This window comes from Hallella absiana, from assembly GCF_025457485.1.
GTDB lineage: Bacteria > Bacteroidota > Bacteroidia > Bacteroidales > Bacteroidaceae > Prevotella > Prevotella absiana.
The window spans coordinates 90,178-106,101 of sequence record NZ_JAMXSP010000009.1; the positions used below are offsets into that span (position 1 = coordinate 90,178).

13 protein-coding genes are annotated in these 15,924 nt (G+C 50.4%); 11 read left to right on the plus strand and 2 right to left on the minus strand.

Annotation, left to right across the window (positions count from 1 at the left end; all coding sequences use genetic code 11):
- The first annotated feature begins 16 nt into the window (after window positions 1-16).
- The 11 genes from NG346_RS06450 to NG346_RS06500 all read left to right on the plus strand — a co-directional run bounded on the left by NG346_RS06450 (window position 17) and on the right by NG346_RS06500 (window position 14,296).
- Entirely contained in the window at window positions 17-2,305 is a 2,289-nt protein-coding gene (locus NG346_RS06450) for an alpha-N-acetylglucosaminidase (RefSeq protein ID WP_262288456.1), read from the plus strand.
- Between the two features lie 441 nt (window positions 2,306-2,746).
- Window positions 2,747-3,907, plus strand: coding sequence for an acyltransferase family protein (locus NG346_RS06455; RefSeq protein WP_262288452.1), 1,161 nt, complete (start codon window positions 2,747-2,749; stop codon window positions 3,905-3,907).
- A 98-nt stretch (window positions 3,908-4,005) separates the two neighbouring features.
- Window positions 4,006-5,754 carry an ATP-binding protein gene (locus tag NG346_RS06460; RefSeq protein ID WP_235899385.1) on the plus strand — a complete coding sequence of 583 codons (1,749 nt, stop codon included), beginning with the start codon at window positions 4,006-4,008 and terminating at the stop codon, window positions 5,752-5,754.
- An 8-nt stretch (window positions 5,755-5,762) separates the two neighbouring features.
- Window positions 5,763-6,575 carry a hypothetical protein gene (locus NG346_RS06465; RefSeq protein ID WP_262288453.1) on the plus strand — a complete coding sequence of 271 codons (813 nt, stop codon included), beginning with the start codon at window positions 5,763-5,765 and terminating at the stop codon, window positions 6,573-6,575.
- Window positions 6,576-6,819: 244 nt separating this feature from the next.
- A complete protein-coding gene (lysS, locus tag NG346_RS06470) occupies window positions 6,820-8,556 on the plus strand; it encodes a lysine--tRNA ligase (RefSeq protein WP_262288454.1) in 1,737 nt (578 codons plus the stop codon).
- 15 nt (window positions 8,557-8,571) lie between these two features.
- A complete protein-coding gene (locus NG346_RS06475) occupies window positions 8,572-9,621 on the plus strand; it encodes an NAD(P)H-dependent glycerol-3-phosphate dehydrogenase (protein ID WP_263010686.1) in 1,050 nt (349 codons plus the stop codon).
- A 369-nt stretch (window positions 9,622-9,990) separates the two neighbouring features.
- Window positions 9,991-10,395, plus strand: coding sequence for a GxxExxY protein (locus NG346_RS06480; protein WP_154535359.1), 405 nt, complete (start codon window positions 9,991-9,993; stop codon window positions 10,393-10,395).
- Window positions 10,396-10,819: 424 nt separating this feature from the next.
- Window positions 10,820-12,178: a glucose-6-phosphate isomerase gene (locus NG346_RS06485; RefSeq protein ID WP_154535360.1), complete on the plus strand. Its 1,359-nt coding sequence runs from the start codon at window positions 10,820-10,822 to the stop codon at window positions 12,176-12,178.
- A gap of 118 nt (window positions 12,179-12,296) precedes the next feature.
- Window positions 12,297-13,013 carry an HAD family hydrolase gene (locus NG346_RS06490; RefSeq protein ID WP_262279267.1) on the plus strand — a complete coding sequence of 239 codons (717 nt, stop codon included), beginning with the start codon at window positions 12,297-12,299 and terminating at the stop codon, window positions 13,011-13,013.
- Window positions 13,014-13,043: 30 nt separating this feature from the next.
- Window positions 13,044-13,658, plus strand: coding sequence for a hypothetical protein (locus NG346_RS06495; protein WP_262279268.1), 615 nt, complete (start codon window positions 13,044-13,046; stop codon window positions 13,656-13,658).
- A gap of 8 nt (window positions 13,659-13,666) precedes the next feature.
- The gene (locus NG346_RS06500) at window positions 13,667-14,296 is read left to right on the plus strand and encodes a hypothetical protein (RefSeq protein WP_262279269.1); all 630 of its coding nucleotides are present in this window, start codon (window positions 13,667-13,669) and stop codon (window positions 14,294-14,296) included.
- Between the two features lie 13 nt (window positions 14,297-14,309).
- Here NG346_RS06500 and NG346_RS06505 read toward each other — a convergent pair whose 3' ends face one another.
- Window positions 14,310-14,801, minus strand: coding sequence for a GNAT family N-acetyltransferase (locus tag NG346_RS06505; RefSeq protein ID WP_262279270.1), 492 nt, complete (start codon window positions 14,799-14,801; stop codon window positions 14,310-14,312).
- 23 nt (window positions 14,802-14,824) lie between these two features.
- The gene (gene aroB / locus NG346_RS06510) at window positions 14,825-15,880 is read right to left on the minus strand and encodes a 3-dehydroquinate synthase (protein WP_262279271.1); all 1,056 of its coding nucleotides are present in this window, start codon (window positions 15,878-15,880) and stop codon (window positions 14,825-14,827) included.
- Window positions 15,881-15,924: the final 44 nt, after the last annotated feature.

The window sequence follows — 15,924 nt, forward strand, 5'->3', positions numbered from 1 at the left end:
TAACACTATGAATAAAATGAGGAAAGTCCTGATCGCAGGGCTCACCTTTCTTGCTCCAATGATGGCCGTGGCCAATCCCGTTGACGACCTGCTCAACCGTATGGACGCAGGAGCCGCACGCAAGTTCATCACAGAGTTGCAACCGTCAGATACCGATTTCTTTGAGCTCTCGCAGCGCGACGGCAAGGTCTGTGTCAAAGGCAATACGTGGGTGAACATCGCCACGGGTGTCAACTGGTATCTCAAGCACCATGCCGGCATCATGGTCAGTTGGAACAATATGCACCCCCGCCTGCCCGAGCGCCTGCCCGCTGTCAAAGGTAAGGAGCGCCATACTACCTGGCTCACCGACCGCTACGACTTCAACTACTGCACGTTTTCCTACTCCATGGCCTTTTGGGACTGGAACCGCTGGCAGGAAGAGATCGACTGGATGGCCTTGCACGGCATCAACATGCCATTGGCCGTGACGGGCGAAGAAGTGGTATGGCGCAACATGCTCTTGAAGCTGGGCTATTCCAAGGAAGAGATAGGACGCTTCATTGCCGGGCCGGCTTTTCTGGCCTGGTGGGCGATGAACAATCTCGAGGGGTGGGGTGGACCGCTGCCCGAGAACTGGTATCGACAGCAGGAAGCATTGCAGAAACGAATCCTGCAGCGCGAGCGTTCTTTGGGCATGCACCCCGTGTTGCCGGGTTACTGCGGCATGTTGCCGCACGACGCCAAGACAAAGATGGGTGTCGGCGTGACCGATGGCGGGCTGTGGAACGGCTATACGCGCCCGTCCAATCTCATTGCTACCGATCCGTCCTTTGACCGCATCGCTGACCTCTATTACAAGGAGCTGACGCGGCTCTACGGCAAGGCAAGCTACTACTCGATGGATCCTTTCCACGAGAGTGCCGACAACAGTGCCATCGACTATGCGGCCTGCGGACGCAAGCTGCTCGCCGCCATGAAACGTGTCAACCCCAAGGCGGTATGGGTGGTACAGGGCTGGACCGAGAACCCGCGCCCGGCGATGGCAGACAGTCTGCCGGCTCAAGACCTGATGGTGCTGGACCTCTTCTCGGAGTGCCGCCCGATGTTCGGAGCACCTTCGGTGTGGCGGCGTGACAAGGGCTACGGCGATCACCCATGGCTATTCTGTATGTTGGAGAACTTCGGAGCCAACGTGGGGCTTCACGGACGCATGGACCAGCTCCTCCATAACTTCCGGCTGGCAGTCGCCCCGACCTCTCCTCTGCAAAGTGCCAGACAGCATCTGCGTGGTTGGGGCTACACCATGGAGGGCTCGGAAAACAACCCCGTGATGTTTGAACTGATGAGCGAACTGCCGTGGATGACCGACTCGCTGCCCAACGATGAGGACATTGCTGCCTTCAAACAGCGGTGGCTCAACAGCTATGTGCGTGCCCGCTATGGCGTGGCAGACCCTGCACTGCAGCAAGCTTGGCAAGTCTTGGCCAACAGCATCTATAACTGTCCGCTCGGCAACAACCAGCAGGGGCCTCATGAAAGCATCTTTGACGGACGTCCCTCGATCGACAACTTCCAGGTGAAAAGCTGGTCGAAGATGCACAACTACTATGATCCCAACGATACCCGTCGCGCCGCTGAGCTGATGACAAGCGTCGCCGACAAATACCGCGGCAACAACAACTTTGAGTACGACTTGGTGGACATCACCCGTCAGGCCCTCGACGACCAGGCCCGACTGCAATATCTGCGTACCATCGCGGACTACCGTGGCTTTGACCGCCGTGCGTTTTCGGCCGACTCAGCCCGTTTCCTTCACATGTTGCTTTTGCAGGATAGTCTCCTGGGCACGCGGCGTGAGTTCCGCCTTGGCCATTGGACCGAGGCAGCGCGCTCGTTGGGACGTACGCCGCAAGAGAAGGATCTCTATGAGTGGAACGCCCGTGTGCAGATAACGACCTGGGGCAACCGCGACTGCGCCGACCGGGGAGGGCTCCGCGACTATGCCCACAAGGAGTGGCAAGGACTGTTGAGCGATTTCTACTACGTGCGCTGGCAGACCTATCTCGATGCGCTCTCCCGACAGATGGCCCATGACAGCCGCCCCGACGCCTCGGCACTTGGCGAGGGAGCAAATGCCAACAAGACGGCGACAGAGCTTTTTGCCATGGCGCTGCCCAAAGCCCCGGTTATCGACTGGTATGCGATGGAAGAGCCGTGGACGCTTCGACACAACACCTATTCACCGGTGCCGGTAGGCGATTGCGTCGACATGGCAAAGCGGGTGATGGCGTTTTTGAGAGAAACAAAATGTCGGGCTTTCTGACAAAAAAACGGGTGCGAGAAGGCGATTTTCTCGAGCAAGTGACCTCTTGCTCCTGATTTCTCGATTCTCGTGATGTTTTCTTAATTTGTTGATTAACAGTGTTTTGTGAATTATCCCGATTTTCAGATCTTCTCAAAGTCCCTTTCTGAGGGAAAATTCTCTAGAAAATTTTTCGTCATCTCAGTTGTTTTATCGTGTAAAACAACTGAGATGACCACATAAAACAATAAGTTTGACGAAGTAAAACCACTGTTTTGATGAAATTGCCCCATGATTTTCGTGTTTCCAAGTCGATTTGCGCTGAGCCAGCGCACTATATTCTCTCTAGAATGAAAGAGAGAACAGATGGCGTTTTGTCAAGCAATTTTGTGTCATAAAAGTTATTGGATTCAGAATATATTTATTACTTTTGTAGTCGGTCAACAATATTGAAAGAACAAGATGAAGCAAAATACAAATGCAGTGAAACGACTGGTGAGCCTCGACGTTCTGCGCGGTCTGACAGTCATGTTTATGATCTTCGTAAACAACGGAGCCGGTGAGGAGATCTTCTCCACTTTGCAGCACTCCAAATGGAACGGGATGACGCCCTGTGATCTCGTCTTTCCCTTCTTCCTTTTCATCATGGGCATCTCCACCTATCTCAGTCTTCGTAAGGGCGGATTCCGGTGGACACCACAGCAGGCCCGTAAGACCATTAAGCGCACGCTGCTGCTCTTCCTCATCGGACTGCTCATCAACTGGTTCGACATGGCCATGGACGGCCGTCCGCTTGACTTTGCCCATCTGCGCATCATGGGCGTGATGCAGCGCATCGCCATCTGCTATGGAGCCACCGTAGCCGCTGTTCTCACCATCCATCATCTAACCCATTCCTTCCGTGGACTGTGGGTGCTCGTAGCTCTGTTGTTGACGGGCTATTCCGTCGTGCTGCTTGCTGGTGGCGGTTATGACTACGACAGCGTCACGAACATCCTCTCGCGCGTGGACCATGCACTGTTGGGCGATGCCCATCTCTATCATAAGTCGCCCGTAGACCCCGAGGGACTGCTCTCCAGCCTGTCTGCCATGACCAACACGATGATAGGTTTTCTCGTCGCTTCGTGGGCACTTCGTAAAGAGCGTCCCGAGTTGGGACATCCCCATCTCGTCGTCCTCTCACGGCTGTTGGTCTGTGGCGCCGTTATGGCCTTTGCGGGCTGGCTCCTGCAGTTCGGTCTGCCTCTCAACAAGCGCGTGTGGAGTCCCTCCTATGTTCTGCTCACCTGCGGCATTGCCGCCTCTCTGCAGGGACTGCTTGTAGGCTGGCTTGACATCTACAGAGCCCAAAGTCAGACGACAAACAGCGGCTCTGCCGGGCAACCGTGGTTGGTGAAATTGACGCTATGGTTCGGCATGAATCCCCTCTTCCTCTATGTGGCCAGCGAGGCAGTAGGCATCTTTTTCGGTGCCGTGGGCATTAAGGAAGGAGCCTATTCTTTGCTCCATGCGGTGATTCTCAACGGCTATTGGGCCAGTGTCGCCTATGCTGCGCTGTTTGTCGCCCTGCACGCACTGATGGGCTGGGCACTGTGGAAGAAGCGGGTGTTCATCAAGTTATGAGCGCCGAAATTATGTGTATTATTAGAAAATAAACTTGCCATCTTATTTGCTTGTCTGAGAAAATAGTTCTATTTTTGCAGAAACGATAAGCAGATTCCATGATGAGCAACGACATTAAGCTGATACCCTACGGCATTTCCAACTTCAAGCAAGTGCGGCGTGAGAACAAATATCTGGTTGACAAGACCATGTATTTTGAGAAGATGGAACGAACCGGCAATTTCCTGTTCTTTGTCCGTCCGCGTCGTTTTGGCAAGAGCCTATTTCTCAGTATGCTGGAGGCTTACTACGACATCAGTGAGAAGGATAACTTCGACGAGCTGTTCAAAGGGCTCTATGTGGCCGACCATCCCACGCAATACAAGAACAAGTATCTGATGTTGCACTTGGACTTTTCACAAGTGCAGGGGGATATAGACCATATTGCAGACAATCTGAATAATTACCTGTCTGTCCAATGTGAGCTCTTTGCGTTGAAATACGCGAAGTTCTATCCTCCACAGCTTACGCAACTGTTGCAGATAACCCCGACAGGGGCAAGCAAGCTGACGCTCATAGGCAACCTGTCCCGACAGTTGGGAATAGGCCTTTATCTCATCGTTGATGAATATGACAACTTCACCAACGACGTGCTCAATACCAAGGGACAACAGGCTTATCATGAACTGACGCATGGCACGGGTATCTATCGGGAACTGTTTAAGAAGTTCAAACCAGTATTCGACCGTATCATCATGCTCGGTGTGTCGCCCATCACCCTTGACGACCTCACCAGCGGCTATAATATCGCATTGAACATCACGATGCACCCGTTCTTCAATCAGATGCTCGGATTTTCTGAGGACGATGTCAGGCAGATGATACGTTATTACCAAGGTGTTGGTGCATTGCCCGCTACGGTGACCGAGGAGGGTATCATCGCCGATATCAAACCTTGGTATGACAATTACTGCTTTGCTGGGGAAAGTTTCGGTAAGGAGCCGAGTATGTTCAACAGTGATATGGTGTGTTATTATCTGAGCAACCTCGTAGAGCAAGGTCGTCGCCCTAAAGAGCTCATTGATTCGAACACAATGACCGACTATGCCAAGATGAAGCGCTTGATAGAAATAGACAAGTTGGACGGTGAGCGATTGAATATTATCCACGAGATTACTGAGAACGGATACATTTATAGTCCGGTGGTCAGCCACTTCCCGGCCGAGCGAATGATGGAGTTTGGCAATTTTATCAGCCTGCTTTATTACTACGGCATGCTCACCATCGGTGGTGTGCGTGGTGAGAACTTGAAGTTGGTCATTCCCAACAACAATGTGCGCCTACAGTATTATCATTACATGTTGGACGAATATCAGACCATCTATGCGCTGCCGGTCACGGATTTGCGAAAGGCTTTTGACGGCGCGGCCCTTGACGGTGACTGGCAGCCGCTCATCTCCTTCATTTGCCAGGCTTACCACGACACCACTGCCGTGCGCCAGTTAATCGAGGGCGAACGCAATCTGCAAGGATTTATGAACGCCTACCTCACGCTGACTAATTACTACCTTGTCGCGCCGGAGATGGAGTTCAGCCACGGCTTCTGCGACTTCTTCCTGCTGCCCAACTATGCGGTCTATCCGATGGTGAAGCACAGCTATATCTTAGAACTGAAGTACCTCAAGACCGATGCCTCTGATACAGAGGCGGAACGGCAGTGGACAGAGGCCGAGCAGCAGATAAAAACTTATGCTGCGGATAAGAAACTGCAGAGCATGCTCCACGGCACACAGCTTCATCCTATCGTCGTGCAGATAAAAGGTTATGACTTGGTGAAGGTAGAGGAGATTCAGACTTATATAATATAATTTCAAGGATGAAGAAGAAACTCTATTTGTTGGTTTTTTTGTTAGCCGCTTCAATCTTTGACTTGAAGGCTCAGGTTAAAATTAGCGGATTAGTACAGAATGAAGAACATGTTGGCATTGAGTATGCAACGATTTGTGTAGACAGCATCTTCACTCTTACAGACAAAGAAGGGCGTTTTGCTTTAGAGATTCCAGGTAACATTAAAAGTCCTATGACCTGCTCGCATATTAGTTACAAGAAGAAAATGATACCATATTCACAATACAAGGGTGGAAATGTTTGTGTTGTAATGGAAGACAGAGTGTATGACATAGCAGAGGCTTCTGTAGCTGCCCGAAAGGGTAAGGTGACTACCATTCTACGGAAAGGTATGAAACTTCCAGGGGATGTCGCTTTCGGAAATGCTCCTTCTGGGAAAATAGAGATAGGTCCTAAATTTAAAGCAAGTGATAATTTCATTATAGATTATTTCAATTTGCACATAGAAGAATGCACCTATGAGCAATGTACACTTCGACTTATCGTTTATAAAGTGGTTGAAGGTCAATTCGAGCCAGTTAGTTCCAAGCCTATCTATATTAATCTGTCTTCAGAGAATAAGAATTCAGATGTTAAAATAATGACCAATTCGCCAATCACTTTGCAGAAAGGAAACGAATACTTTGTGGGGCTATCTATTGTTTCCGGATCTCAAGGCACAATCCATTTCCCTGCTGCTCTTCGCAAAGGGATAGCAAGAAATGTGGTTAAAGGTACGATGAAAAATCTCCCCGCGACTGTCGGTATTGCAGTAACAGGACGAAGACTTCCTGCTAAATAGGATAGCCTGAGTAATTTTTAGCATCCCCTGAAAGGCGCTGTGGAAGAAACGGATATTCGTCAAACTGTAATCTTCTTTCATTGGCGAGGGTGAGTGACGCTCACGCTTATCGCACTGTCATCGTGCAGGGTTGCGCATGTTGCACACCGGCTGAGGTGGTTATTAATTATTAAATAGCTCTTGTTCTCGTTTCTTTTTTGTAACTTTGCATATAGGAAAAATATATTCGAATATAATTATTAGTATGAACATTTTAGAGTTAAGCGAGCAGGAGATCGGACGACGCCAGAGCCTGCAGGAGCTGCGCAACATGGGTATCGACCCGTATCCCGCAGCTGAGTTCCCCACCAATGCCTTTTCAGTAGACATCAAGAAAAACTTTAAGGAGGGGGAGAAGCAGGAGGTCGTCATCGCCGGCCGTATGATGAGCCGCCGTATCATGGGCAAGGCCAGCTTCGTAGAGTTGCAGGATAGCAAGGGCAGAATCCAGGTGTATGTCACCCGTGATGACATCTGCCCCGACGAGGATAAGGACATGTATAACAAGGTCTTTAAGAAACTCCTCGACATCGGTGACTTCATCGGTATCAAAGGTTTCGTCTTCAAGACACAGACGGGTGAGATCTCTGTTCACGCCCAGTCGCTGAAACTGCTGAGCAAGAGCCTCAAGCCGCTGCCTATCGTGAAATACAAGGATGGTGTGGCTTACGACAAGTTCGACGATCCTGAGCTGCGTGCCCGCCAGCGCTATGTCGACCTCATCGTCAACGACGGTGTGAAGGATACATTCCTCAAACGTGCCAAGGTGCTCAAGACCATGCGCAACTTCTTTGATGAGGCAGGATACACTGAGGTGGAGACTCCTATTCTGCAGAGCATCCCCGGTGGTGCCAGCGCACGTCCGTTCATCACGCACTTCAATGCGCTGAACATCGACATGTACATGCGTATCGCTACTGAGCTCTATCTCAAGCGACTCATCGTAGGCGGCTTCGAAGGTGTCTACGAGATTGGTAAGAACTTCCGCAACGAGGGTATGGATAAATACCACAATCCGGAGTTCACCTGCATGGAGCTCTATGTGCAATACAAGGATTATAACTGGATGATGTCGTTTACCGAGCGCTTGCTCGAGACCATCTGTGTGGCTGTCAACGGTAGCACAGAGGTGAAGAACGGCGACCACGTCATCTCCTTCAAGGCTCCTTTCCGCCGTCTGCCTATCCTCGATGCCATCAAGGAGAAGACGGGCTTCGATCTCGACGGCAAGAGCGAGGAGGAGATCCGCGACATCGCTGTGAACAAACTCAAGATGGAAGGCATCGACGAGAGCTTCGGTAAGGGTAAGCTCATCGATGAGATCTTTGGTGAGTTCTGCGAGGGTACGTTCATCCAGCCAACATTTATCATTGACTACCCAGTGGAGATGAGTCCGTTGACGAAAATGCACCGTTCTAAGCCCGGACTCACAGAGCGCTTCGAGCTGATGGTCAACGGTAAGGAGCTCGCCAACGCTTACTCTGAGCTCAACGATCCTATCGATCAGGAGAACCGCTTCAAGGAGCAGATGAGGCTCGCCGACAAGGGTGACGATGAGGCAATGATTATCGACCAAGACTTCCTGCGTGCCCTGCAATATGGCATGCCGCCCACCAGTGGTATCGGCATCGGCATCGACCGCCTCTGCATGTTGATGATCGGTAAGGAAAACATTCAGGAGATCATGCTCTTCCCGCAGATGAAGCCTGAGGCTAAGATGCCACAGAGCAGCATCAAGGAATGGGCTGCCCTCGGCGTACCTGAGGACTGGGTGTATGTGCTGCGTAAGGCTGGCTTCAACCTCATTTCCGACATCAAAGACGAAAAGGCGCAGGGCTTGCAGCAGAAGATCGGTGAGATCAACAAGAAATATAAACTCGGATACGAGAAACCGACAGTCGACGACATCCAGCACTGGATCGACGGTGCCAAGAATCTCTAAGACGATAAGTTGACTATGCGTCTGTTCAGAAGAATCAGTAGAGCTCTGGGCCTGCGGAAGAAAGGCTCTATCCCCGATTTTGGCCGTGTGGCCATCATCGGGGGCGGCTCGTGGGCTACCGCCATCGCTAAGGTGGTGGTGGAGCACACGGGACACATCGGATGGTATATGCGGCGTGACGACCGCATCGCTGACTTCCGACGGCTCGGACATAATCCGGCCTATCTCACAGGTGTACACTTCGACACTGATGACATCGAGTTCACTTCGGACATCAACGAGATTGCCACTGAATACGACACGCTCGTCTTCGTCACGCCCTCGCCTTACTTGAAAGACCATCTGAAGAAACTCACAGCCGACATCAGCCATAAGTTTATCGTCACCGCCATCAAGGGTATCGTGCCCGGCGAGGATGTGGTCTGCTCAGACTACTTCCATCAGCGCTACGGCGTGCCCTACCGGCAGTTGCTCTGCATTGGCGGACCGTCGCACGCTGAGGAGGTGGCTCTCGAAAGACTTACCTATCTCACCGTGGCTGGCAGCGACGAGAAGATGGCAAGGGAGTTCTCGCGCGTGCTCGCCTGTGACTATGTGAAGACTGAAACCTCCACCGATGTCACGGGTATCGAGTATGCGGCTGTGCTGAAGAATGTCTACGCTATCTGTGCGGGCATCTGCAACGGCATGGGCTATGGCGATAACTTCCAGGCAGTCTTCCTCACTAATGCTATCCGTGAGATGGATCGCTTCCTGACTGCCGTCAACCCGGTGCACCGCAACATTTGTGACAGCGTCTACCTCGGTGACCTGCTCGTGACGGGCTACTCCAACTTCTCACGCAACCGCACCTTCGGTATGATGATCGGTAAGGGTTACTCCATCAAGAGTGCCCAGGCTGAGATGAAGATGGTCGCGGAAGGTTACTACGGTACGAAGTGCATGGAGGAGATCAACCGGCAGCTCCACGTGTGCATGCCAATCCTCGATGCTGTCTATGACATACTCTACAAAGACCTGCGTCCGCGTGATGTCATCCCCTCTTTGACAGAAAGACTCTCGTGAGTGCTTTGACATAAAGACATGTTCTTGGCTTTAAGACATAAAGACATAAAAGACATGTTCTTGTTTTTAAGACATAAAGACATAAAAGACATGTTCTTGTTTTTAGACATAAAGACATAAAAGACATGTTCTGTTTTTTAAGACATAAAGACATAAAAGACATGTTCTTGGCTTTAAGACATAAAGACATAAAAGACATGTTCTTGTTTTTAAGACATAAAGACATAAAAGACATGTTCTGTTTTTTAAGACATAAAGACATAAAAGACATGTTCTTGTTTTTAAGACATAAAGACATAAAGGACATATTTTTATGAAGAAGTATTTTTGAGTTTAGGAAAAGGAGAGCAATATAATATAATGAGTAAGATGGATGAAGAAGAGTTAAAGAGAAAGGCGCTGGAAGAGAAGATAACTAAGATTATTCAATGCGCCTATAATGTTCGGGGCGTGCTGCCGAAAGGATTCTTGGAAAAGGTATATAAGAATGCCTTGTATCTTGAACTTCGAGAGCACAACCTGAATGTGACACCCGAAGCACCCATCGATGTCTATTATAAGGGCGTTGTGGTTGGGGAGTACAGAGCGGACATGCTTGTGGACAATGATGTCATCATTGAGTTGAAGGCAACGCAATGTCTGACGAGGCAGGATGAGGTCCAAATAGTCAATTATCTGACGGCTCTCCATATCGATACCGGATTGCTCATTAACTTCGGAGGCGATAATCTGGAGATAAAGCGTAAATACAGGGAATACAAGAAGACAAAGTAGTAAAACAAGTATAAGTTAGTATTATTCATTTAATAAGGTAAGATGATGAGAAAGGATTAGGCAAGACCACATCACAGTGAGAAGGCTATTCGTATAGAAGACGAAAGTAGAAACTGAGACAGAAATAAAGACTAAGGCAAAGACAGAGGGTAGAATATATCTTTATGAATTATATGTTCTTTATGTCTTTTTGTCTAAGAAAGAATAGAAGAAAAATATGTTCTTTATGTCTTTCTGTCTAAGAAAGAATAGAAGAAAAATATGTTCTTTATGTCTTTCTGTCTGAAAAAAGAATTAATGAGAATATGTTTTTTATGTCTTTCTGTCTTAAAAAGAAAAGTATGTCTTTCTGTCTTCAACAGAGTAGTCTGTCTATCTGCCGTGATTCTGTCGTGATCCTAACTCTGACTCTTGAAAGATTATCATGAAAAACATTGCATTAGACACAACGAAGGCTGTACAGTTCCTCAAGGCTGGTACAGTGGAGGCTTACGAGCCAAAGGTGAAGGCCGCTCAGGAGGCCTTGGAGAATGGAACATGCGAGGGTAACGACTTCCTCGGCTGGTTGCACCTGCCCTCTGAGATCACAGAGGAGTTCCTCAACGAGATTCAGGCTTGCGCCAACACATTGCGCGAGAAGTGCGAGGTTGTCGTTGTCGCTGGTATTGGCGGCAGCTATCTGGGCGCACGTGCCGTCATCGAGGCACTTGGCAACTCCTTCGCATGGCTTGTCGGTGACAAGAAGAACCCCACCATCATGTTTGCCGGTAACAACATCGGTGAGGACTACCTTGCTGAACTCACTGACTACCTGAAGGGTAAGAAGTTCGGTGTCATCAACATCTCCAAGTCTGGTACCACTACAGAGACTGCTCTGACCTTCCGTCTGCTTAAGAAGCAGTGCGAGGCTCAGCGTGGTAAGGCCGAGGCCAAGGATGTCATCGTGGCTGTCACTGACGCGCACAAGGGTGCTGCCCGTGCCGCTGCTGATAAAGAAGGCTACAAGACATTTGTCATTCCTGACAATGTAGGTGGCCGCTTCTCTGTGCTCACTCCGGTAGGTCTGTTGCCGATCGCTGTGGCTGGCTTCGATGTCAAGGCTCTCGTCAAGGGTGCTCAGGACATGGAGAAGGCTTGTGGCAAGGACGTTCCCTTCGCCGAGAATCCCGCTGCACAGTATGCTGCTACCCGTCAGGGACTGTATACCCAGGCTGGCAAGAAGATCGAGATCGTCTGCAACTTCCAGCCGAAGCTCCACTACTTCGCTGAGTGGTGGAAACAGCTCTACGGCGAGAGCGAGGGTAAGGACGGTAAGGGTATCTTCCCCGCTGCTTGTGACTTCACTACCGACCTGCACTCTATGGGCCAGTGGATCCAGCAGGGCGAGCGTACCATCTTTGAAACGGTGATCTCTGTCGAGACTCCTAACGAGAAGCTGCTCTTCCCGCATGACGAAGAGAACCTCGACGGACTGAACTTCCTTGAGGGCAAGCGTGTTGATGAGGTGAACAAAATGGCTGAACTCGGCACCCGTCTGGCTCATGTCGACGGTGGCGTACCAAACATGCGTGTCAGCGTGCCGCAGCTCAACGAGTACTACATCGGTCAGCTCATCTATTTCTTCGAGAAGGCTTGCGGCATCAGCGGTCTGCTGGAAGGTGTCAATCCGTTCAACCAGCCTGGTGTGGAAGCTTACAAGAAGAATATGTTCGCACTGCTCAACAAGCCTGGCTATGAGGCTGAGAGCAAGGCTATCCAGGAGCGGTTGGCGCAGGAGAAGTAATAACAGACCCTCTTCCCTAATCCCTCTCCCTAAAGGGGGGAGAGGGGATTTTGCGATACCTTTATAATCATAATCGATGCAAGATATAAGAAAAGCAATCGAGAGATACTTATCCAAGATGCAGGAGAGTCATCCCGGGCAGAATGTCTGGAAGGGCTTTCGCTGTGTCTTGTTTGATATGGATGGTGTTCTTTACGACTCCATGCCCCATCACGCTATTGCCTGGCAACAGTCGATGGCGGAGTTTGGCATCACGATGACGGCAGCTGACGCCTACGCCACAGAAGGTGCACGCGGCATTGACACCATTCGTCACTTCTTCCTCCTGCAAAAGCACGAGGAGATCACGCTGGAACAGGCACAGAAGATGTACGACGAGAAGACGCGTATCTTCCACGAGATGGGTGAGGCTCCTATCTTCCCAGGTGTGAAGCCGCTCATGCAGGCTATCCAAACGTCTGGGATGAGCGTCAACGTGGTGACAGGCAGTGGTCAGCGTCCGCTCATTGATAAGTTGTTGACAGACTTCAGCGACTATCTCGTCCGCGAGCACATTACGTCAGCCTACGATGTGAAGCGTGGAAAGCCTTATCCTGATCCTTATCTTCAAGGTATGCGAAAGGCAGGATATGCCGACCCGCGTCAGGCCATCGTCGTGGAGAATGCCCCCCTCGGCGTGCGTGCCGGTAAGGCTGCGGAGATGTTCACCGTGGCGATTAACAGTGGCCCTCTGCCCGACAAGGCACTGACAGACGAGGGTGCTGACGTGCTCTATCCGTCGATAGAGGCGTTTCTGGCCGATTGGCCGGAAGTGGTGAAGGTTGCCGGAAAGTAACTTGTTGTTTATATATAAATAAGGAGTCCGATGATGAAGCAGATGCTCTTATACCTATTATTATATGTCCCATTAGCTCTTTCTGCCCAAGAGGAGAAGACAGGTCAAGTTGTGCAGCAGAAAGAGATGTTGAAGCCGCAGTTGCGTAAGTTCGTGGTGGCTGACATGGAGACGCGTGTGCCCGTGCGTGATGCTGTCGTCAGCACGAAGTCGGGCTATCGCGACACCACCAACTACCGGGGCATCTGCTATATTCCAGTGCAGTTTGACACGCTGTCGGTCAGTCACGGTAAATATCTCACGGAGCGACTGACGGCAAAAGAAATCAAGGACACTACGTATCTCATTCCAAATAGCCACCAGATCAGTGAGGTGACCGTATGGGGCGATGGAACGCCGTCAGTGTCAAAGGGGCTGACAGAACAAGTTCGACAGATCTTTAGAGAAAATACGAGAGGCGGCTTGGGTTTTGACTTTGCTAAGATACTTGACAAACGCTACCGTCGCGACATGAAGCATCTGCGGAAGACGCGCGAGATCTTCAAGGAGATGGACAAGGACGATGAGGATCCCATCGTGAAAGCCTATAAAGAGGCAATGGAGGAGAAAAAACGGGCGACGGAGAGTAAGACTGAGAGCAAATAGACATCAGTATGATGAAGCAGCTGTTGTTACACCTATTATTATATGTCCCTGCCACCCTATATGCGCAAGATGCGAAGTATGTCCCGTTTCTCCAGCAAAATCCAAGGGTACAGTCTCAATTGCGCAGGCTTGTTGTTGCCGACATGGAGACGCATGTGCCTGTACGTGGCGCCATTGTCAGCACGAAATCGGGCTATCGCGATACCACCAACTATCGTGGCATCTGCTACATTCCTGCCCAATTTGACACACTCTCTGTCAGTCATGCGAAGTATTTGACAGAACGTCTGTTGACGGGCGAGGCCAAGGATTCTACATTCTTGCTTCCTAATTTTCATCGGCTTTCTGAGGTTACCATATGGGGAGACCATAGACTCTCGGCACTTGACGGAGTCGACGATGCTCTCAAGAAGGAAGCTCCAGCACACACGTCTGCCCCAGCGGGTGTTGGCCTCGTTGTTACGTTCGACTTTGCGAAGATGCTCGACAAACGGTACCGTCGCGACATGAAACACCTTCGGAAGACACGCGAGGTGTTCAAGGAAATGGACAAGGGCGACGGGGATCCTATTGTCAATGCCTACAGACAGGCAATGGAGGAGAAAAAACGGACGGCGGAGAAAGAGAGTAACAAATAAAGACTTGTTGCTCTTATTCCAGCAAATCCTTTGTCCAAAACGACATGGGAGGTTCTACGTCCTTGAACCCTGCTTTGGCATAAATACGGCGAGCCGGTAGGTTGTCGGCTCTGACTTCGAGAGTGAGTTTGCAACAGTGGTGTTGACGGGCCCAATCTATTAACTTTTGGATGAGCAGAGAGCCTAAGCCTTCGTTGCGGTATTCAACTCCAACAAAGATGTCGTGGATGTAGAGATAGGGCATCGCATGGAAAGTAGAGAAAACTTCGTAGCACGTCGACAATCCCACATATTCTTTCCCCCGACGAAGGAGAAAGCAATGTGCGTCGGGATGTTGAGTCATGTACGTTGCCAATCGCTGTTGTTCATCGTTGTTGAGTCCGCGCTCCATGCCTCCCATCGGGTGTATCATATATTGTCCGAGCAGCGTGAAATACTGTCCACGTTGCTCGGTATTGCGAAAGTCACATTCTACTAACTCTGTTTCTTGTTTGCTTTCTGCCATATCCTTTAATTGCCTTTTAAATGTTACCCTTCCCGGAAGAAGTCGAGAGCTTCCTTGATGAGCTCGTCGGAGGCTGTTTGGTTGATGCGTATGTCACCGATGCCTGCCAAGAGTGTGAAGTTGATCGTGGTGCCCGTGTTCTTCTTGTCGTGGTGCATGAGTTCGATGAGCTGATCGTAGTCATCGCAACTGAAGTCAAACGAACCGTAGTTTTCACGGATGAACTGCACAGTCTGCCGCATCTTGTCCGTCGGGAACCCGGTGAGTACAGAAGAAAGATAGAGTTCACAGATGAGGCCAAAGGCTACCGCATAGCCGTGGAGTAGGGGCTCCTTGCCGGGTGTGTCGAGCGAGAAGGCCTCAAAGGCGTGTCCGAAGGTGTGACCGAGATTCAGTGCCTTGCGGATGTCCTTCTCGTGAGGATCTTTCTTCACGATGCGCTTCTTGACGTTCACAGAGTAGGCCAGCATGGTTTGTAGTTGCTTCAGGTCAGGGTGATCCAAGTCGAAGTTGAGCAATTCCGCCCAGTGCTTCTCGTCGGAGATGAGACCATGCTTGAGCATCTCGGCATAGCCCGAACGGATGTTCTCATCATCGAGTGTACGCAGGAACTCAGTGTCGAGGATGACGAAGCGCGCATTGTTGAACACACCGATCTCGTTTTTCAGTCCGTTGAAGTTGATACCCGTCTTACCGCCTACCGAGGCGTCTACCATAGCGAGCAGTGTTGTCGGGAGGTTGATGAAGTCAATGCCACGTTTGAAGGTAGAGGCCGCGAAGCCGCCCAAGTCCGTCACCATGCCTCCACCGAGGTTGATGAGCAGTGAGTGACGTGTGGCTCCATGGTCACCGAGCTCCTTCCAAACGTGCGACAGCGAGGTGAGATCCTTATGGCTGTCCGTCGACTGGATGGTGATGACGTAAGCATTGCGCAAGCCAAACTGCTTGGCAAGCACAGGCCAACATTTCTCGTGGGTGGTCTCGTCGGTAAGAACAAAAATCTTATCGTGCTCACATTCTGAAATAGCTGTGGCTACTTCAGTTTGCAAATGTTTGGAAATAATCACTCTCTGCTCCATAATCATACTCTTTTATTTACCACAAATATAGCCAAAAAAGACGG